Annotated in this window: 24 protein-coding genes; 17 read left to right on the plus strand and 7 right to left on the minus strand. The window is 32.5% G+C overall.

Going from position 1 to position 19709, the window contains the following annotated elements; translation table 11 throughout:
- The first annotated feature begins 76 nt into the window (after nucleotides 1-76).
- The 4 genes from AAFN75_RS09245 (at nucleotide 77) to AAFN75_RS09260 (ending at nucleotide 4215) form a co-directional block, all read left to right on the plus strand.
- Nucleotides 77-1081, plus strand: a complete 1005-nt coding sequence (locus AAFN75_RS09245; RefSeq protein WP_411806076.1) for a LacI family DNA-binding transcriptional regulator — start codon at nucleotides 77-79, stop codon at nucleotides 1079-1081.
- A gap of 335 nt (nucleotides 1082-1416) precedes the next feature.
- Nucleotides 1417-1566, plus strand: a complete 150-nt coding sequence (locus AAFN75_RS09250) for a hypothetical protein (protein WP_411806077.1) — start codon at nucleotides 1417-1419, stop codon at nucleotides 1564-1566.
- A 133-nt stretch (nucleotides 1567-1699) separates the two neighbouring features.
- Nucleotides 1700-3538, plus strand: coding sequence for a tetratricopeptide repeat protein (locus tag AAFN75_RS09255; protein ID WP_411806078.1), 1839 nt, complete (start codon nucleotides 1700-1702; stop codon nucleotides 3536-3538).
- A gap of 2 nt (nucleotides 3539-3540) precedes the next feature.
- A complete protein-coding gene (locus AAFN75_RS09260; protein ID WP_411806079.1) occupies nucleotides 3541-4215 on the plus strand; it encodes a response regulator in 675 nt (224 codons plus the stop codon).
- Nucleotides 4216-4477: 262 nt separating this feature from the next.
- Here AAFN75_RS09260 and AAFN75_RS09265 read toward each other — a convergent pair whose 3' ends face one another.
- Nucleotides 4478-4981: a DUF456 domain-containing protein gene (locus AAFN75_RS09265; RefSeq protein WP_411806080.1), complete on the minus strand. Its 504-nt coding sequence runs from the start codon at nucleotides 4979-4981 to the stop codon at nucleotides 4478-4480.
- Between the two features lie 143 nt (nucleotides 4982-5124).
- On the opposite strand from AAFN75_RS09265, the gene AAFN75_RS09270 reads away from it, so the two are divergent.
- From AAFN75_RS09270 to AAFN75_RS09285, 4 genes are all read left to right on the plus strand, one after another.
- On the plus strand, nucleotides 5125-5487 hold the full coding sequence (locus AAFN75_RS09270; protein ID WP_411806081.1) for a BlaI/MecI/CopY family transcriptional regulator: 363 nt from the start codon (nucleotides 5125-5127) through the stop codon (nucleotides 5485-5487).
- A gap of 1 nt (nucleotide 5488) precedes the next feature.
- Nucleotides 5489-6205: a M56 family metallopeptidase gene (locus AAFN75_RS09275; protein ID WP_411806082.1), complete on the plus strand. Its 717-nt coding sequence runs from the start codon at nucleotides 5489-5491 to the stop codon at nucleotides 6203-6205.
- A complete protein-coding gene (locus AAFN75_RS09280; protein WP_411806083.1) occupies nucleotides 6165-7001 on the plus strand; it encodes an energy transducer TonB in 837 nt (278 codons plus the stop codon). Before AAFN75_RS09275 ends, AAFN75_RS09280 begins: the two co-directional genes overlap by 41 nt.
- 106 nt (nucleotides 7002-7107) lie before the next feature.
- Entirely contained in the window at nucleotides 7108-7584 is a 477-nt protein-coding gene (locus AAFN75_RS09285) for a hypothetical protein (RefSeq protein ID WP_411806084.1), read from the plus strand.
- Between the two features lie 155 nt (nucleotides 7585-7739).
- On the opposite strand, the gene AAFN75_RS09290 is transcribed toward AAFN75_RS09285, so the two are convergent.
- From AAFN75_RS09290 to AAFN75_RS09300, 3 genes are read right to left on the minus strand one after another with little or no spacing between them, the layout of a single operon-like run.
- The gene (locus AAFN75_RS09290; protein WP_411806085.1) at nucleotides 7740-8474 is read right to left on the minus strand and encodes a Bax inhibitor-1/YccA family membrane protein; all 735 of its coding nucleotides are present in this window, start codon (nucleotides 8472-8474) and stop codon (nucleotides 7740-7742) included.
- 20 nt (nucleotides 8475-8494) lie between these two features.
- Entirely contained in the window at nucleotides 8495-9637 is a 1143-nt protein-coding gene (locus tag AAFN75_RS09295) for a glycosyltransferase (protein ID WP_411806086.1), read from the minus strand.
- Between the two features lie 2 nt (nucleotides 9638-9639).
- Nucleotides 9640-10608 (minus strand): lysylphosphatidylglycerol synthase domain-containing protein, encoded by a 969-nt coding sequence (locus tag AAFN75_RS09300; protein ID WP_411806087.1) that lies wholly within the window; start codon nucleotides 10606-10608, stop codon nucleotides 9640-9642.
- A 30-nt stretch (nucleotides 10609-10638) separates the two neighbouring features.
- Here AAFN75_RS09300 and AAFN75_RS09305 point away from each other — a divergent pair, with 30 nt between their 5' ends.
- The 8 genes from AAFN75_RS09305 (at nucleotide 10639) to AAFN75_RS09340 (ending at nucleotide 16397) form a co-directional block, all read left to right on the plus strand.
- The gene (locus AAFN75_RS09305; RefSeq protein ID WP_411806088.1) at nucleotides 10639-11277 is read left to right on the plus strand and encodes an outer membrane beta-barrel protein; all 639 of its coding nucleotides are present in this window, start codon (nucleotides 10639-10641) and stop codon (nucleotides 11275-11277) included.
- Nucleotides 11277-11828, plus strand: coding sequence for a crossover junction endodeoxyribonuclease RuvC (gene ruvC / locus AAFN75_RS09310; RefSeq protein WP_411806089.1), 552 nt, complete (start codon nucleotides 11277-11279; stop codon nucleotides 11826-11828). The genes AAFN75_RS09305 and ruvC overlap by 1 nt, the downstream gene beginning before the upstream one ends.
- Nucleotides 11828-12961, plus strand: coding sequence for a radical SAM family heme chaperone HemW (hemW, locus tag AAFN75_RS09315; RefSeq protein WP_411806090.1), 1134 nt, complete (start codon nucleotides 11828-11830; stop codon nucleotides 12959-12961). The genes ruvC and hemW overlap by 1 nt, the downstream gene beginning before the upstream one ends.
- Nucleotides 12958-13707 (plus strand): cyclase family protein, encoded by a 750-nt coding sequence (locus tag AAFN75_RS09320; RefSeq protein ID WP_411806091.1) that lies wholly within the window; start codon nucleotides 12958-12960, stop codon nucleotides 13705-13707. The genes hemW and AAFN75_RS09320 overlap by 4 nt, the downstream gene beginning before the upstream one ends.
- The gene (locus AAFN75_RS09325) at nucleotides 13708-14316 is read left to right on the plus strand and encodes a DUF4230 domain-containing protein (RefSeq protein WP_411806092.1); all 609 of its coding nucleotides are present in this window, start codon (nucleotides 13708-13710) and stop codon (nucleotides 14314-14316) included.
- Nucleotides 14317-14682 carry an MmcQ/YjbR family DNA-binding protein gene (locus AAFN75_RS09330; protein ID WP_411806093.1) on the plus strand — a complete coding sequence of 122 codons (366 nt, stop codon included), beginning with the start codon at nucleotides 14317-14319 and terminating at the stop codon, nucleotides 14680-14682.
- A 140-nt stretch (nucleotides 14683-14822) separates the two neighbouring features.
- Nucleotides 14823-15653 (plus strand): hypothetical protein, encoded by an 831-nt coding sequence (locus tag AAFN75_RS09335; protein WP_411806094.1) that lies wholly within the window; start codon nucleotides 14823-14825, stop codon nucleotides 15651-15653.
- Between the two features lie 165 nt (nucleotides 15654-15818).
- Nucleotides 15819-16397 carry a PhnA domain-containing protein gene (locus AAFN75_RS09340; RefSeq protein ID WP_411806095.1) on the plus strand — a complete coding sequence of 193 codons (579 nt, stop codon included), beginning with the start codon at nucleotides 15819-15821 and terminating at the stop codon, nucleotides 16395-16397.
- 212 nt (nucleotides 16398-16609) lie between these two features.
- Here the strand turns inward: AAFN75_RS09340 and AAFN75_RS09345 are convergent, their stop codons facing one another.
- Nucleotides 16610-17041 carry a YybH family protein gene (locus tag AAFN75_RS09345; protein WP_411806096.1) on the minus strand — a complete coding sequence of 144 codons (432 nt, stop codon included), beginning with the start codon at nucleotides 17039-17041 and terminating at the stop codon, nucleotides 16610-16612.
- A 297-nt stretch (nucleotides 17042-17338) separates the two neighbouring features.
- Between AAFN75_RS09345 and AAFN75_RS09350 the strand changes: the two genes are divergently transcribed.
- A complete protein-coding gene (locus AAFN75_RS09350) occupies nucleotides 17339-17617 on the plus strand; it encodes an STAS domain-containing protein (RefSeq protein WP_411806097.1) in 279 nt (92 codons plus the stop codon).
- On the opposite strand, the gene AAFN75_RS09355 is transcribed toward AAFN75_RS09350, so the two are convergent.
- Both AAFN75_RS09355 and AAFN75_RS09360 read right to left on the minus strand, forming a co-directional pair.
- On the minus strand, nucleotides 17618-18718 hold the full coding sequence (locus tag AAFN75_RS09355) for a DUF4407 domain-containing protein (protein ID WP_411806098.1): 1101 nt from the start codon (nucleotides 18716-18718) through the stop codon (nucleotides 17618-17620).
- Nucleotides 18719-18809: 91 nt separating this feature from the next.
- A complete protein-coding gene (locus AAFN75_RS09360; protein WP_411806099.1) occupies nucleotides 18810-19667 on the minus strand; it encodes a DMT family transporter in 858 nt (285 codons plus the stop codon).
- Nucleotides 19668-19709 lie beyond the last annotated feature (42 nt).

Here is a 19709-nt window from a genome sequence, read left to right on the forward strand (position 1 = left end):
TATTTAAAACTTATTTTTACTTGAACGGTTTACAAGTACTAATTTTGTAAATTGCTATTTTATCTTAATAAATTATATGGTTACACTAAAACAGCTGGCAAAAGAATTAAATGTATCTATATCAACAGTTTCTAAGGCTTTAAATAATAGCGAGGAAATTGGTGAAGAAACAGTAAGACGCGTTAAAGAACTAGCCAACTTGTATAACTATAGACCTAATAAGGTTGCTTTAAGTTTAAAAAATAATAAAACTAAAACCATTGGTGTTATTATTCCAAATATCCTTAATCGATTTTTGGCTAAAGTGCTTTTTGGTATTGAAAGAGAAGCTTCCAAACATGGTTATAATATTATAACATGCATATCCAACGAATCGTTAGCAAAAGAAAAAGAGAGTTTACAATTTTTGGCTAATGGAAGTGTTGATGGCTTTATATTATCTGTGTCTCAAGAGTCGCAAATGAATAATGAGGTAGACCATTTTAAGAATACTATTAAACAAGGCTTGCCAATTGTAATGTTTGATAGGGTTGCACACGATGTAATGTGCGATAAAGTTATAGTTGATGATTTTGATGCCACTTATAATGCTACGAAAAGCTTAATAGAAGAAGGCAGAAAGAAAATTGTTTTTATAAGTAATATTAATGATATAAGTGTTGGTAAGTTAAGAGAACGCGGTTATAATAAGGCTATTTTAGAGACTGGGAAGTTGGAAGCCTTGGTTTTAAAAATCAAGAAGAAAGACGATACGGCTAAAAAAATCAAATCCTTTTACAAGAAAAATAAGAATATTGAAGGTGTAATAGCTGCCGATAGTTCTTCTGGAATCATTGCACTTAATACGGCTGTTAATTTAGGATTGAGGGTTCCAAAAGATATTTCTGTAATCGCTTTTGCGAGTAAATCGGACTCAAATCATACAATTCCTCGATTAACGACCATCAGGCAGCATGCAAAAGTAATAGGTACACATGCAGCCGAATTACTCATAAATCGTATGCAAAATACAGGAGTAGAAAAGGATATGAAGACAAAAATCATAAAAACAAGCTTGATTAAAAACAATTCTACGTTGTAGCTGAATACCTATATGACGGATTTTTATGTATTTCATCGATAAAAAATCGTGCATTTCATCGAATATTTCACTTTTTTTCAAAAAAACTAGGCAAAAATATTTGTCTTAATATATTTTCGCATCCCTTAGTTGAGCGATCCGTATTTCCCTAAGTTCAATTAAGAAGAATTAATCCATGTTGACTTTTTAAGTCATTTCCCTCAGTAAATTAATTTACAGAATCGTTTTGCATTGTATGTATTCGATTTAATTTTAACAAAAATTTTTAAGAAATTTTTGTTGGAAATGCTATTTTTTTAAATAGATATAACCTTGTAACCTTAAAATTTGAATATATGAAAACCCTAAAAATTACATTAATTACAGCACTTTTTTTTACATTTTTATCTTCTTGTACCAAACAAGATTTAACAGAAGATGATTTACAAGTATTACCTGATACAGAACAACCTGTTCCTCATACTGGAGGTCAAGGTCAAGATTAAGTAATAATCTTAATATAAAATAAGTCCCATATAATTTATTTTGTATGGGATTTTTTTATACCATAAATCTAATTGGGAAAAATCGAAAAATTATAAATACATTTGGAAATAGACTAAATGTACCCATTTTTAATTGAAAAATTTAATACGATATTCTCTTTTACTATGTTGTTTTCTAGGAATGCAAGCTCAAAACGAGTTGACTTCTAAAAAAATTGATTCCTTAAAATTAACGCTATTAGAGAGTAAGGGAAGGGATTCTATTTTTACAGCAAAACAGAATTACAAAATAGGTGAGCTTTACAGGAGGTATATATTAAGTGATAGTGCATACTTATATTTCTATAAGGCCGAAAAAATATTCAGAAAATATAATTATAAATTTGAAACAGCTGCTACCCTTTTTGGTATTGCCGTTTGCCAAACTTACGATAAGGATTATACTGGTAGTGAATCTACATCTATTGAAGCACTAACCTTATTAGAAGGTTTAAGTGAAACTAACGACGTAAAAAAATACAAAGCCTATATTAATAATAATTTAGGTATTGTTTTTAATGAACTCGGTCTTTATGAAGAATCTATAAAATATCATAAAAGAGCCTTAGAGTTAAAACAGGATTTAGAAGGCAATTTTGAAAGAAGTATAGGGCTGTCTAAAAACAATATTGCATTTACCTATAAAAACGCTAAGCAATATGAATTAGCACTTAAAGGCTATCGGAAAATTTTATCGAATACTAAATTAATAAACAATTATTCAGATGTTCATATTTTAGCCTTAGGGAATTATGCCAATACACTCTATCTTTCTAAAAATTTAAAGGAGCTTCCAGGGCTATATCTAAAAGCTCTAAAAATTTGCGATAGTGTTGATGATTCGTATAACTCCATCATTATTCTTCAGCATTTAGCGGAGTATTATAACGATTTTAATCAAAAAGATTCAGCTAAATATTATGCTTATAAAGCAAAAGGTATTTCTGAGGCTTACAATAATGATGATTTATTAAAGTCCCTTTTATTAATTTCAGAAATTGAAACAGGTGCTTTGTCTAATAAATTCTTAAAAGATTATATAACGCTAAGTGACAGTTTGGAACGTAGTGAAAGGTTAAATCGCGATAAATTTGCCAGAATTAGGTACGAAACTAATAAAATTGAGCAACAAAATATTCAAATTGCTAAAGAGCGCATGTGGCTTTTTATCATATCAATTATCATTGTTTTAGCATCGTTTTTACTGTATCTTGTTATTGCTCAAAGAAATAAGAATGTAGAATTGCAGTTTAAACAAAAACAACAAGAAGCCAATGAAGAAATTTATAACCTCATGTTATCTCAAAATGAAGGTGTAGAGGAAGCAAGAGATTTAGAAAAGAAACGAATTTCTCAAGAGCTACATGATGGTGTTTTAGGGCGATTGTTTGGTACTAGGTTAAGCTTAGATAGCTTAAATATGAGTAGTAGTGAAGAAGCCATAAAAACAAGAGAACAGTATATTGATGAGCTTAAAATAATTGAGGATGATATTAGAAAAGTGTCTCATGAATTAAACACCGATTTTGTTTCCGGCTCTGGTTTTTCAGACATTATTAAAACCTTAATTGAAACGCAAACCCTGAACTATAATCTCGACTATAAATTAACTCATGATGATGATATTACATGGGACTTGGTGGGTAACAAAATGAAAATTCATATATATAGAATTATTCAAGAAACACTTCATAATATTTATAAGCATGCTAAAGCAAGTGAGGTAGAAATTAGCTTTAAATTAAAAAATAATGTAATTTGCTTAACGATCAAGGATAATGGATCTGGTTTTGATATTAACCGAGCAAAATCAGGTATTGGTTTAAAAAACATGAACTCTAGGATTAAAGAATTAAATGGAACCATAAACATTACGTCTAAAAAAAATATAGGAACCCAAGTAACCATTGAGGCGCCAATACTCCAAACCTAACTATGACCGAAAAAATTAAAATTTTAATGATTGACGATCACCCAATGATTATTGAAGGGTATCAAAACACGTTACAATTCACCAAAAAAGATAATCAAGAATTATCCATCGATATTGCTAATAATTGTGATGAAGCCGTTAAGTTTATGGATAAATCTCTTGAGGCAGAACGCCCATATGATGTTTTGTTTGTAGATATTAGTTTGCCGCCTTCTATCGATGGCTCAATGAGTTCTGGTGAAGATTTAGCCGAATATGCAAGAAAGGTATTGCCAAATGCCAAAATTATTGTTTTAACTATGTTTAATGAATCGTTTAGAATTCATAATATTATTAAAACCATAGATCCAGAAGGCTTTTTAATTAAAAGTGATTTAACATCAAGAGAATTGGCTAGCGCTTTTCAAGCCGTTTTATATAATCCACCATTTTATAGTGGCACGGTAAATAGCCATATTCGAAAAACAATTGCTACAGATATTGTTATAGATGATAAGAATCGAAAAATTCTACATTTGCTCTCACAAGGCATAAAAACTAAAAATTTAGCAACACATTTAGATATTTCGTTAAGTGCTATAGAAAAAAGAAAAAAGCAGCTTAGAGAAATTTTTGAAGTTCGCGACGGTCAAGATGAAACTCTGCTAGATGAAGCCAGAAAAAAGGGTTTTATTTAAGAAATATACCACTGAGAAGATAAAAATCAATTTTTTTTTAATAAAAGTTGATTTTTTTTTACTCTCGAAACTGTTGATATTACTAGGTTTTACCCGTTGCCCGTAAAACAATTACGGGAAACCCGTAATCCAAACACGATAGTTCTGAGTATATTTGTATATCAACACTTCAGAAAAATTAAAGAATACCCTCAATTTTTTGTTGATAATAGCAATTTACATAAACCCTGTGGAGGTGAGAGACCCACAGGGTTTCTTCTGTTTAAGCCTGAAATAAGGCATATCGGTAATCCCAAAGAATCCCAATAAATAACCCGAGGTAAATTATAGCGACTACAAACTTTATAAAGGTTGAGGTTAAAAAGCCTATAAACGATCCAAAGGCCGCTTTTGTCGCTGTTTTTCCATCACTTTTATTAATAAGCTCGCCTATTAGTGCGCCTAAAAAAGGACCAATTATAATTCCTCCAGGAATAGGAGCTATTAAACCAACAATTAAACCAATTGTGGTGCCTATCATGCCATATTTGGTGCCACCAAAGCGTTTTGTGCCAATAGCAGGTATAATATAATCTAAAATCCAAATAAATACAGCTATAGCAAAGGTTATAATTAAAAAGGTTTTATCCACAGGAATAGCCTCGGTAAAGTAAAGTACCAAAAGTCCAATCCAACTAGTTAATGGTCCTGGTAAAATAGGTAAAAAGCTTCCAATAATACCTAAAAACATAAGTAATGCAGCAATAATAAGTAAAAAAATATCCATAAAAATGTTTAAGTTATATAGTAATTAGACTAAAAATCGTGCCAAATGTTACACTTATTCAACTAAAAAATTAGTTTGAACTAAGTTTTTAGTTATGTTTGTTAAACTAAGAACTTAGTTGAATATAAATATTGTTATTAATTATGAAACAACTTACCAAGGCAGAAGAGGATATTATGCAAATACTTTGGCAACTAAAAAAAGCCAATGTAAAAGCCATTATAGAAGAGTTTGAAGAACCTAAACCAGCCTACAATACAGTATCTACTATTGTTAGGATCCTTGAGAGTAAAGGTTTTGTCGATTATGAAAAAGAAGGAAAGGGGCATGTGTATTTTCCATTGTTAGAAAAGCAAGACTATAGTAATCAATCCATAAACAAATTGGTTGATAATTATTTTCAAGGCTCATTTAAAAGTATGGTGTCGTTTTTTGTTAAGAAAAATGATATGAATATTAAGGACCTAGAGTCTGTGTTAAAAGAAATTAATAAAAAAGATTCGTAGTATGTTACACTATATTATTCAAACCATAGCTTTTCAGTTATTCTTTTTAATCATTTACGATGTGTTTTTAAAAGAGGAAACTTTTTTTAACTGGAACAGAACATATTTATTATTAACGGCATTACTATCATTAGTAATTCCTTTTATAAAAGTGAGTGGTTTCAAGCATATTATTTCGCAGGATTATGTTATGAATTTACCCGAAGTTTTTATTGGAAACGCAAATCAAGACGCTATATACCCTATATTATTACCCGGAATTACTTTAGAAAATAAGCCGTTTTGGTCTTGGGAACTTATTTTTTATTTAGGAGCAGGAATCGCTACACTTTTATTTGCGTTTAAATTAGTAAAGTTACTCTTGTTACTTTTTAAAAACCCTAAAGAGAAGTTAGGCTATGTATATATTGTTAGTTTATCAAAAAGCAGTATGGCGTTTTCCTTTTTTAATTATATTTTTTTAGGAGAACAAATTAAAATAAATGATCGAGATGCCATTTTAAAACACGAAATGGTACACGTAAAGCAAAAACACACATTGGATTTATTGTTTTTTGACCTCTTACGCGTTGTTTTTTGGTTTAATCCACTAATCTATATGTACCAAAACAGAATCATGTCGTTGCACGAATATATTGCCGATGCACAAGTAGTTAAGAATCAAAAAACGAATCATTATGTTACAAAAATCGAAATCAAAACAGGTCAAGTTATTTAAGTATGCCTTGTTAATACCTATGCTAGTAGCTATGTTAGTTTATACGTCGTGTATGGAAACTAATCCCGCTACCACAATAAGTGATAACAGTAATGAGGTGATACAGCAGAAAACACCATTAATTACTAAAGTAAAAGCCTTAAAGCATCAAATTGAAATACAAGGAGATGTAAACGAAGTAGAAGAAAGAGGACTTAAACTGCTTCTAGATGTAGTTAAAGGCGAAGGCTTTAATCAAGCTTTGGTAAATGACATTCAAGATTACACCTCTAAAGGCTCGCAAACCGAATTAACTAAAAAAATAGTAGAGGTTTTTGAGGAAATTCAAGTACAAGGTAATATCAATGAAAACGAAGACATAGAAATAAAAAAGTTACTTGTTTTTACAAGTGATAACGGATTTGAAGATCCATTTTTTGCCGATATTATAAAACATTTAGATGTTCCTTTTGGTATTATAGACCAAGTTCCTGTTTTTCCAGGTTGCGAAGATTTAACAGTAGAGGAGCAAAAAAAATGTATGTCGAAAAACATTGCTATGCATATTAATAAAAACTTCAATACTAAGCTAGCCGATAGCCTTAATTTAAAAGGAAAACAACGTATTAATGTTATTTTTAAAATAAGTATTGATGGAGATGTTGTTGGTGTGCGTTCTAGATCGGCACATCCCGAACTAGAAAAAGAAGCTATACGCGTTGTTAAAACGCTACCTAGATTTAAACCAGGAGAACATAAAGGGAAGCAGGTTAATGTACCTTATTCTTTACCTATTATATTTGCTATAGCCGAATAGTAAAAGCTTAGTACTTAAAGAAAAACCGAAGTTAAGGCTTCGGTTTTTCTTTTTTAGATTATAAAAAACCTAAAAAAATTGTATTTTTCGGTTTCAGATAAAATACATGAGGAAATTATTGGTTTTAATAGTCATTTTATCGCTCACATCGTGCGAGTATTTTAATGTGAAGAAAACATCTTCTGAAGCTATTCTTAAAGAGGAGTTGGAAACTTTTAATTGGAAAGATGTTGATGAGTACCCAAGTTTTTCGGTATGCGATTCGTCTAGCTCTAAGGCAGATAGAACCTTGTGTTTTCAAACAACAATTACACAGCATATTACTAACTACTTGCAAGAAGAGCGTATTGTAGTGACCCAGGATATTAATGATACGCTAATGTTGAATTTTCAGGTGTCTAATACTGGTAATTTAAGCTTGTTAGAGGCTAAGATTGATTCGCTTACCTATTATGAAATTCCGAATATAAAAAAACTATTAAACCAAAGTCTTGATGTTTTGCCTAAAATATTTCCGGCTATTAAGCGCGGACAACAGGTTACTACAGAGTTTAAATTGCCTATAGTTATGCATGTAAATTAGTTTTTGCAACGGCTTTTTTGATTATCACTAAATTTTTGTTTTAGAATGGCCTTGGCGGATTGCTGCGTTAGGGATTGAAATGGATAGCCCACAGCCTGACGGAGGAAGTGTGAGGACTTGTAATGAAAAGCCCGACCCTTGTGGTAACGCCCAAATTAAAACTTAATGGCTAGTTTTCGCATGAGTCTTAATACTTCCATATACAGCCAAACTAAGGTTACAAGTAGGCCCCATGTGGCTAGCCACTCTTTGTGTTTTGGCGATTTGTTTTTGTGGCGCTCTATATAATCGAAATCGAGTAGGAGCGAAAGAGACGCGAAAACGGCTGCTAGAATATTGAAAATTATGGCTGGCCAAGAAATGCCCCAAATAAATACTTTAATACCAAAAAAGCCTAGTATCCAAGATATTAAATAAATTATAAAAATGCTGGTTACGGCTGTAATAATAACGCTTCGTAATTTTTTTGTTACTACAATAATGCGGGTTTGATAAAGCAGTAGCATAACGATAAATGCTACCACGGTTATGCCTATGGCTTGGTATGGTAAATTTGGAAATTGTGCATGTGCGTATACCGTTGCGGCACCTAAAAAAAAGCCTTTGGCTATGGCGTAAAGGGGAACTAAAACGTGTGCCCAATGTTGGCGCACCGAAATAATAATACTTATTACAATGGCTGCGAGCATGCCGCCTATGGAGTACCACTTAATGGATTGACCGTTGCTGTGAAGTTTCCACATGCCAATGGAAATAATAACAATAATTGCGATGGATAGCATGGATTTAATAAAAATACCACTAACCGACATGGTTTTGCCAGATGTGTTTTTGGCACCAAAAAAGTAATTGGTAAATGCCGGATTGGAGGTTTTATTAAAGATGTTCATAGAAATTAAAGCTACTAAATTTATTTTTTAAACTGTCTGTCTTTCCAAGTATAGCGAGAAAACATGGAGATACAAGCCACATAAACGCTAAATAAGGGATAGACTAAAAACCCTAATATATAACTTTTTAAAATAGCTTTTTGCCTGAAAAACGACGCGGTTATATACAGTAAATAAAAATCGATATTAAACTTTATAAACCCCATGTAAAACAAACTTTTAAAGTTAATTACACCAATAATGGCGAGTATTAAGCCAATAAGTATTAAGGCATTTGTTAGTAAAACAACTAAGCCCGTTAGTTTTCCAAATACATTACTATAGGCACTTGTTTTTGCAGCCCAACGAATACGTTGTGCTATTAAAAGTGTCCAGTTGGGTTGTGCATGCGTTTTTACAATTGCCTTTTCGCATTTTATGTAATGTACTTGGTTGGGCTGTGCTTTTGCTATTTTTTCTAGCAGGAAAATATCGTCGCCACTGGCTATTTTAGTATTGCCATTAAAGCCATTTACGGCATTGAAAGTTGCTTTTTTATAAGCAAAATTAGCGCCATTACACATAAACCGTTTTTTTAAGCCAAAACCACCAATGGTAGCACCTTGTAAACTTAAAATATCTAGCGTTTGGAAGTTGCTTAAAAAGGTGCTAGTAATTGTATATGTTACAGGTGCAGCAATACAAACCGCGTTATGTTTTTGGATATACTCATCGAAACTATCTAGCCAAAATTTAGGCAGTTGGCAGTCGGCATCGGTAGTAATAATCCAAGGGTGTTTGGCTATTTTTATGGCTGAAGTAATGGCTGTTTTTTTAGGGGAATTCGATTTTTTAGTGTTGGAAATGAGTTGAAAGTGAATCTTAGAGTTTATAGGTGTTTGTGCAGAATTTAGGGTGTTTTGGATGATGGTAACCGAATTGTCGTTAGAGTCGTCATCAACAAAAATAATTTCGAAAAGATGTTTTGGGTAGTTTAATGCGAGTACAGATTGTAATAATTCGGGTAAATGTTTTGCCTCATTTCTAAACGGAATAACTATTGAGAATTTGGTTTTAGCACGCAAGTCTTCTAAAATAAACGTAGATACTTTATTAAACCCAATAATAAAACTACCTATTAAAATCAGGTAAATCAGGGTTACAAAAAGTAGTGTTAAAATCATGATTACACGTTATTTTTAGGAAGGCTAAAACTAAGCACATAGTAACTGCCAAACAAACTTGGTATTACAAAATTTAGCAACCACATGATGGTAACTATGCATAAAACTATCAATTCGTTAACGCCAGCTAACGAAAACAAATAAACTGCAATACTGCCCTTTACTACCACATCGAATATAAATATAACTGGAATGCTAGAAGCTAATAAGTACATTGAACTAATAATAATCATAGCATTTAAATAGCTGAGTTCTGTTTTAAAAATATGTAACAAGAAATAGAATTGGAACGAAAAAATAGCATAACGTAGTAGTGATAAAAGTAGGCCTACAGCTAATTTGCTTTTAGGAAATTCTAAAATAAACTGCTTTAGTTTTTTTACTGAAAAGCCTTTAATATTAAACCTACTTTTGGAAATCCCAAAACCTAATATAATAAAGCTAGACAGTACAATGATTATAAATTTACTCAGTTTAACATAGTTTATATCCGGATTGTATTGTAAAATAAACAGGCTAAATCCAATAGAACCTATTAGGGTGGTTGCACACATTTGAAACACATTACTAAAAAGGTTAACCATCATAACACGTTTTCTAAAATGTGCGCTGTAATACATGGCTTTTGCGCCATATTCTCCAATTCTGTTTGGTGTAAGTAAAGATGCTGTTAAAGATCCTAAACTTTGTTTTAGTGCTGTTTTAAAACTGATTTTTTTTATAAAAGTTACTAATGTTTGCCATTTTAAAATTTCGAAAAACCAGTTAAATATGCTTAAAAGAAGTGAAAAAATGATGTTTTTTAATGAAAACACCTCGTTTTTTGTTGAAAATTCGATAAATTCTGAAAAACTTAATGCTGTATTATGGGTTAGTTTATTGTAAATAAAATAAAAAGCACCAACTACAATGCTTATTTTAATAAGCACAAAAAAGAATTGTTTAGTTTTGTATGGTAACGTACGGATCATTAGCGATGCAAATTAAATTAATATTACCACATGACCTCAAGTTTTAAATTGAATACTAATTTTTGGTTGGCTATAGCATTTTTAATCTACAGCTTTTCTGGGTTTTCACAAAGCGATACAAGTACTTTTAAAGCGCAATTTGCTTTGGGTGTAAATAGTCCGTCTTCGAGTGGGTTTGTAGAGGATTTTGAAAGTAATTCTATAAATTTCCCAACCATTAATTTAGGGCTACAATACATGTTTAAGCAACGTTTAGGCGTTAAATTAGATTTGGGCTATAATCGCTTTGCAAATGCCGATAATACTCCAGAATTTAAAATAAACTATACCAGAATTAATGCGCAAGCGGTATACGACGCCTCGGTAATTACCAGTTTTGTAGATAATTTAGGCGCTTTTGTTCATGCCGGACCTGGGTTTACCATGATAAAACCTTTAGGCGATTATGGAAATAATAAAACATCGTATTTAAATGCTATGGCAGGAATCGAGTTGCATTATGGTGTTTCCGATAAGCTGTCAATTTATGTGGATGCCTCATATGCTAAAGGTTTTTCAAAGGATTTTAGTCCCGTTACTACCGGATTCGGGTCGTTTAATGGCGATATTTTAACCCTAACTTTTGGCGCGTCTATTTCGCTAAGTGGTTGTTATTACTGTGGAGATTAATGAAAGAAAGAATAATTTTGGGTATAGACCCTGGTACAACCATTATGGGTTTTGGCATTATAAAGGTAGTGGGTAAAACCATGCATTTTGTTCAGTTAAATGAATTGGATTTAAAAAAATATAGCGATCATTATTTAAAATTAAAACTCATTTTTGAGCGTACTATGGAACTTATTGATACGCATAATCCAGACGAAATAGCTATTGAAGCCCCCTTTTTTGGTAAAAACGTACAGAGTATGTTAAAATTAGGTAGAGCGCAAGGTGTTGCTATGGCAGCTGGTTTAAGTAGAGAAATTCCTATTACAGAATACTTACCTAAAAAAATTAAAATGGCTATTACCGGAAACGGAAATGCTAGTAAAGAACAAGTTGCCAAAATGCTTCAAAGTATGTTAGGGTTAAAAACCTTACCCAAAAATTTAGATTCAACTGATGGATTAGCGGCAGCCGTTTGTCACTTTTATAACTCTGGACGAATTGAGTTAGGTAAGAGTTATACGGGTTGGGACGCTTTTGTTAAACAGAATGCAGGTAGAATTAAGAAGTAATGGCAGGCATATATATACACATACCATTTTGCAAGCAAGCTTGTCACTACTGCGATTTTCATTTTTCCACCTCTTTAAAAAAGAAAGAAGAATTAATTCGGTGTTTGGTACAAGAATTAAAGCTTAGAAAAAACGAGCTAGAAAGCCAAAACATAGAAACCATTTACTTTGGAGGCGGAACACCAAGTTTATTGTCTTGCAATGAATTGGATTTTATAATAGATGCCGCTTACAAACATTACAACATTGTTGAGCATCCAGAAATCACTTTGGAAGCCAACCCAGACGATTTATCTGAAAGCGTAATACAAGAATTGGCTAAAAGTCGGATAAATCGATTAAGCATTGGTATTCAGTCGTTTTACGAAAGCGATTTAAAACTCATGAACCGCGCGCACAACGCTAAAGAAGCGCTTAAATGTTTGGAAGAAGCCACGAAACATTTCGATAATATTTCTGTCGATTTAATTTATGGTATTCCAGGATTAACCAACGCAGCCTGGATTAAAAATATAGAAACTGTATTAGCCTTTAATGTGCCACACATTTCTTGTTATGCCTTAACTGTAGAACCTAAAACAGCCCTAGAAACCTTTATTAAAAAAGGTGTTATTGCTAATGTAGACGATGATTTAGCACAAGAGCAATTTAATATTCTTGTAGATACTTTGGAGGCCTTAGGCTTTGTGAATTACGAGTTGTCTAACTTTGGTAAGCCCGAGTATTTTAGTAAAAATAATTCGGCCTATTGGCTTGGTAAACCCTATTTGGGTATTGGCCCTTCGGCGCATTCCTTTAATGGTGACCAACGTAGTTGGAATGTGTCTAACAATACAAAGTATATAAAATCTATTCAAAACAATACATTACCTAACGAAATAGAAACCCTATCTAAAACCGATAAATTCAATGAGTATATCATGACGGGTTTAAGAACTGTTTGGGGCGTTTCATTAGAAAAAATTGAGAATAATTTTGGCGAAACTTATAAAAACTATTTATTAAAACAATCAGAAATTTATATTCAAGAACATTTATTGTATATTGATGGTAATAAATTATTAACCACAAAAAAAGGTAAATTTCTTAGCGATGGTATCGCCGCAAACCTTTTTAAAATAAACTTATCTTGATTGCAACTATTCAATACAACTCTAGAAAACTTCAAATCGATTTTTCAAAACCTTTGGATATTTCTATACCACTTATTTCATCAGAAAAAAATGTGAATGCATGGTATGTTGATGCACCAAAAATTGAACCTGTAAAAGATGGAGAGTGGACAGCAGCTGTAAGTGAAGGTGCCGATATTAATTTCAATAATATTCAGTTTAATCCGCATGCACATGGCACACATACCGAGTGTGCTGGACATATTACAGAAAAAGTGCACTCTATAAATCAAAATTTAAAAACCTTCTTTTTTCTTGCTGAAGTTGTTACGGTAGCACCCGAAAACGATGGGGAAGATAAAATTATATCAAAAAAGCAATTGCAGTTTGCTCTAGGAAATAAAAAAAGAGATGCTATTGTTATACGAACCATACCAAATACGCGCGAGAAACACTCTAGGCAATACTCCAATACAAATTGGCCGTATCTTGAAGCAGATGCTGTAAAGTTTCTTGTAGAAAAGGGTATAAAGCACTTGCTAATAGATTTACCCAGTATTGATAAAGAAAAAGACGGTGGCGAACTTTTAGGACACCGAGAATTTTGGAATACTAAAGGGAAATTAAGATTAGATGCTACCATTACCGAGTTTATTTATGTGTCCAACAAAATAGAAGACGGTGAGTATTTTTTAAATTTGCAAATAGCGCCGTTCGAGAATGACGCTACTCCAAGTAAACCCGTATTATACAAAGTTATTAGTTAAATGGAAATTTTTTTAGCCGTTATTATTGCAGTTTTGGTAACACTAGGCGTAGTTACCGTTTTAAAATCTATTAAGAAAAAACAGCTTGTTAATTCGCAATCTACTATCCTTTTAGATAAGATAAAAAAGGTATGTAAGTTTATTACCGTTGAAGGCGATTTTGCAGAAATTTACCATTATGAAGATGTTAAAGAGCGCTTTTTAAAACTCATTACAAGTCGTAAAAAAGCGTTAGTGGTTATTAACGCTAAAGCCCATATTGGTTACGATTTATCAAAAATAGATTTGCAGGCCGATACCGATAAAAAGAAAATAATACTAAAACATTTTCCGCAGCCAGAAATTCTATCCATAGAAACTAATTTAAATTATTATGATAAGTCCGATGGCTATTTTAATAGGTTTGAAGCAAACGATTTAACCGGATTGCACAACGAGGCCAAACTTCATATAAAAGATAAAATTCCAGAAAGCGGACTCATTCAGGCGGCACAAAAAGAAGCCTTAGAAACCATTTTACTTATAGAAACCATTGTTGAAACTATTGGCTGGAAGTTAGATTATTCTGCCCTAGAAATTGGAACAGACGAGACTAAAAAGCTTAAATAAATGAATATCGAACAAATTCGAGATTATTGTTTAGCTAAAAAAGGAACCACCGAAGATTTTCCTTTTGATGAGGACACACTCGTATTTAAGGTGTTAGGAAAAATGTTTGCTTTAGTAAGTTTAAAAAAATGGGAGGCCGGCGAAACCACCATAAATTTAAAGGCAGATCCAGAATATTCGGAAGAATTACGCGCCGATTATAATAGTATTCGCCCAGGGTTTCACATGAGTAAAAAACATTGGAACACCCTGTATCTTCACGAAGGCGAATTGCAACCTAAACTCATTTTAGAGTTAATAGACCATTCCTATGCCATGGTTATAAAAGGCATGACCAAAAAAATGCGCGAAACTTTGCTTGGTTAAATTATTGATAATCAATAGTTTTTTGCATATATTTATCATCTCTCAATTACATAAGTATTTATTTTTAGCATAATCGCACTCCCAAGAATATTAAAGCGTATTTAATTTCAACAAATTATTAACTTTAATTATTACAGATTATGAAAAAAGCCAATCCATTATTTTCAACATTAATTGTTCTTACATTGTTACTCGGTCAACTTGTAGTTTCCGCGCAAGACGATACGGAAAAAGAACAAGAGTACATGACGGTAACAATGAACCATTGGAACCCCGATAAAAAAGATTTTAAATTATCCGAATGGAAAGCCTTAGAAAAAGAGTATTTTGAAAAGGTAATCATGAAAAATGAATATATCATGGGGCATTCTGTGTATATGCATAACATGAGCGAAGATAACACCGAGTTATTGGTGGTAAATAATTTTGCGTCATGGAACGATATAGGAAAGTTTGCGAAACGAAGTGCCGAGTTAGAAAAAGAAGCATGGCCAGATGAAGCCGAAAGAAAAGCATATTTCAAAAAAATAAGCACTTATTATACTAACGAGCACTCCGATGAAATTTACGCGCCAATTTCGGGAGCCAAACACATGACTGAAAAACCAACTAAAGATATGCTGTGTTATGTTAGAAAAAGCCATTTTGCTTTTCCTGAAGATGGCTCCATGGAAGAGTTTGAAAAGTTAAGAAAAGAAGGCCATGAAAAACTTACCTTAAAAAACGAATACATAAAAGCCTATTATCCTAATGTGCATGCTTGGGGCTCAGACAAAACCGAGTTTATGGAAGCCTATTTTCTAGATTCTTTAGCCGATTTGGATAAAATGTTTGATAGAGACGATGAGCTTATGAAGGCTGCATTTCCGGATAACGAAGAAAATAAAGCAAAAATAAAAGCATGGCAAAGTTATTTTACTGGCGTTCATGGCGATTATTTATACACCTGGATACACGATATGTCAAAATAATAACTAGTACAGTTTATAAGCAAAAAAAAAAGGACGCGTTAAGTGTCCTTTTTGTATTAAATAAGCGGTCGTTTTTATCTAATTATAGAGAGAATCATTATGTAGTAATCTCAAATTTGTACAAGCTGCTATTAAGCTGTATTATTGCACTACAAAATTTAAATTATGAGTTTAGAAAGAGAATTCTATAAAAGAGCAGATAATAAATGCGAATTGTGCGGAAACGTAGAGCATTTACAAATTCATACATTATTACCACAAAAGGACGAGGCACTAAATAAGTCTTTAGTAGCCTGTAAAACCTGTGTCGATCAAATTGAAAATCCAGACACTACCGATGCTAACCACTGGCGTTGTTTAAACGATAGTATGTGGAGCGAGCACGAAGCTGTTAAAGTAGCCGCTTGGAGAATGTTATCGCGTTTAAGAAAAGAAGGTTGGCCGCAAGACCTACTAGATATGATGTATTTAGAAGACGATGTTTTAGAGTTTGCAAAGGCAACTGGCGAGGGCGCTCCAGATCCCGAACAACTTATTCATAGAGATGTAAACGGTGTAGTATTACAACACGGCGACTCGGTAGTACTTATAAAAGATTTAAAAGTTAAAGGCTCTAGCTTGGTGGCAAAACAAGGCACCGCAGTACGAAATATTCGTCTAGATCGCGAAAACGAAAAATATATAGAAGGTAAAGTAGGACCAACACTTACCGTAATAATTACAGATTTTGTAAAGAAATTGTAATATTTAGGCGTTACCTAAAGGTCGGGCTTTCCACTATATCTTTTTAAAGTGCCATAGCAAGTAATAAGCCATGGCAACCTTTTAAATTATGGATAGCCTCACCTTTTTGTTTTAAAGCTTTAAAAAGGATGCCGTTGCAATCCCTAACGCACCTATCTGCAAAGGGTCTGCCTTTAATTAGTATAGAACATTTTTACTTTAGGCGTTAACTATTACGTTGAGGTATCTGCAATAATTTTCCATTCGCCATTAATCTTTTTAAAGACTAGCATAAAAATACCATCTGCATTTCCCATGTCTCGTTTAATGTGGTATTCGCCTAAAACGTAATAAGCACCTTCGCTTATTTTGGAAATGTCGTTAATTTTAAAACTAAGTTTTCCTGTATGCTCTTTTGTTGGATAAGCTTTTTCATAACGGTCAAAAGTGTTTTCCCAACCATAGGTAATACCATTTTTACTATAAAATTTTAATAACTCGCTGTCCCAATAGCCCGCCATGTAACCTTCAAAATCGTGGTTAGACCATGCTATTCTTTGTTTTTTTAAAACTTTGTTTATTGCCTTAACATCATCTTCATCATTTGTTTGCGAGTAACTATTGCTGAAACAAATTATACATAGGAATACAATAAGTTTTTTCATGGGTTTAAATTTTATTTACAATTAGCGTTTATGTATTAAGTCCACTTCAATAAATATACCAATATTTTAAAGCATTGGTAAATGTAATAAAATCTTTATTCTTGTTTTAGTTTTTTTATTGAGGTGAAAATCAAGTTATTCACCGATAAAATTTACAGAAAGCTTTTTTTCATCTAAAGTAAAAAAGAGTTGGTCGAAAAAATTGTGTGAATACCCTACCTATTATGTACTTTTAAAATGTAATAAAAAATAATACTCTCCCTCAAGTTTATTTTAACCTTTAAAAATCAACAAATTATGGATTTTAGAATTTCAAATTGCAACAATTTCTTTAAAGTAAAAGGTGTGTTAAACAAACAAAGTTTAAATGTGTTTAATGCAGAGTTTAAAAACATTTTTGAAAAGACAAATCATATTACTATCAGTATTCAAGATGTTGAAAGTATGGATAGATATGGTGTAAATGCTATTTCAAAATTGCACGAAGAAGCATTGGCTAAAAACAAACGACTATCTATAGTTGGTTTTGGCTGTAAAGAGCTTTACGATCACTTTAAATCTGAAATAGCCGCATAATCACAATATATTTTTCTGTTTTTTATAGAAGGAATCTGCCTGCAATTGCATTAGTTCTCTCAATTTGTTACGCTTGTAGGTGTAGAGTTCCTCTTCGTTTTCAAGGTCGCTATAAATACGATCGTTAATGGCGTAATCCGTTTTTAACAAAGCATCGCGTTGGTTTTTATTTTGCAACACATTTGTTTTTAACGCGGATTCTTGGTCCTCTAGTTTTAGATCGTATGCGCCCTTAGGAGACAATAGTTTTGCTATTATTGGCGATGTTTCTATGGCTAAAAAAAGTAAGAATATAAAAAACGATGGAAGCCAGGGCAACTTGCCTAGGGTTTCAACACGTGCCATTAACCCATCAAAATTATTAATAATAGGTTGGGTATTTGCTACTTGTGATTCATACAGTTTTTTTTGATTTGTAATTTCGTTTTCAATCGCTATTATTTTAGCTTTATTTTCTGCTTTTAATAGTTGTAATTCGGCTAATAAGGCGTCGTGTTTTTCGCGTTTTTCTTTATAAACAGGGCCTTTTCCTAAAAGGTTAGTGCCTGCTGTTCCTTCGGCTTCGGCAATATAGGTGTTGTAAAGCGCGTTAACTTCTGCTTCTTTGGTATTTACAGTGTTATTTAAATTTGCTATGTCGTTTTGTAGTGTTGTAATTGTGGGCGAGAATTGCTCAGCTAGTTGAGTTTTGTTTGCTAAAGTCATTTGGTTTTTCTGTTCTAGTAAAACCTGATTTATTTCTTTTTCGAAAATTTTAAGCTCTAAGGGTTTTGAAATAACAATGGCTATAATTACAGCGAGTACTATTCTAGGCGATGCCTGAATAATTTCCTTAAAAAAAGAATCTGTTTTTTTTATAGTTGAAACAATATAGCGGTCTAAATTAAAAATGAGTAATCCCCAAATAAGTCCAAAAAATATGGAGGTATACGGATTGTCGAAAACGGTGTAAAGGGCATAACTACCGGCAATAAAAGCCATAATTGCAGTAAAGAAAACGGTGGCGCCAATGCCTGCGTATTTATTTTGCTCGCCAACCGAACAGGTTTGTAGAATATCGGTATCTGCCCCAGAGCAGATAATAAAAAATTGCTTTAACATGATGTGATTGATTTTTGATTGATGATTGTCTATTAGAACGCTAAAGCAGTCAATTTGTTACAAAATTCCATATAAAAAAGATTTTTAAGTGTTATTTTCTAGATCTAACACTCTCAATTACAACGGTACCAATAATTAAAGCGCCTCCAATAAAGGTGTTTAGTGTTGGTATTTCGTTTAGAAATAAAAAGGCTATTATAATACCAAAAATAGGTTGGGAGCTACCAATAATACTAGCTGTACTTATGGAGAAATGCTTAAAACAACTAATTAATAACGAGTGGCCTATTGCTGTGGTTACTAAAGCTAATAAAATAACATAAGGGTATTGTGTTGTTATATTGGAGTTGTCTTTTATAAAAAGTACAGGGAGTAAAATTAAGGTTAAAAATAAGGTTTGGTACATCATTAAAGACATGCCGTTGTATTTTGACGCGGGCTTTTTAAGCATTAAATTTCTTATGGCGTAAAATAATGCCGATAGCAAACCACAAAGAATCCCTTTTATTTGTGTGCTTTCAAAATTGAAATCGGGCGCCAATATATAAATACCTAGCAATACCATTAAGGCTAAAAGGATGTGAATAGGATTTAGCTTTGTTTTAGTAAAAATGGGTTCTATTAAAGCGGTTATAACTGGAAATGTAAATAGCGATAACATGCCTAAAGCTACATTAGAGAGTTTTAGGGCGTAGAAATAGGTAATCCAATGGGCGCCTAAAAAGATGGCACTAATGAGTACAGTTGTAAAATCTTTGTTAGACTGAATTTTAAGATCTACTTTTTTGATTTTACAAAATATAAACAGAAACACGGCGCCTAAAGCACTGCGCCACCAAATAATTATTTCGGTTGGCATGCTTATAAAACGCCCCAAGGCTCCAGAGGTACTAATTAGTAAAGTGGCTAAGGTTAGTAATAGTAGGTTCTGGTTATGTTGGTTTTTCATGCTGTGTTGCTAACTGCGTTAGCGATTGTAATGGCATCCTTT

This window comes from Algibacter sp. AS12 (assembly GCF_046736315.1).
Classification (GTDB): Bacteria; Bacteroidota; Bacteroidia; order Flavobacteriales; family Flavobacteriaceae; genus Algibacter_B; species Algibacter_B amylolyticus.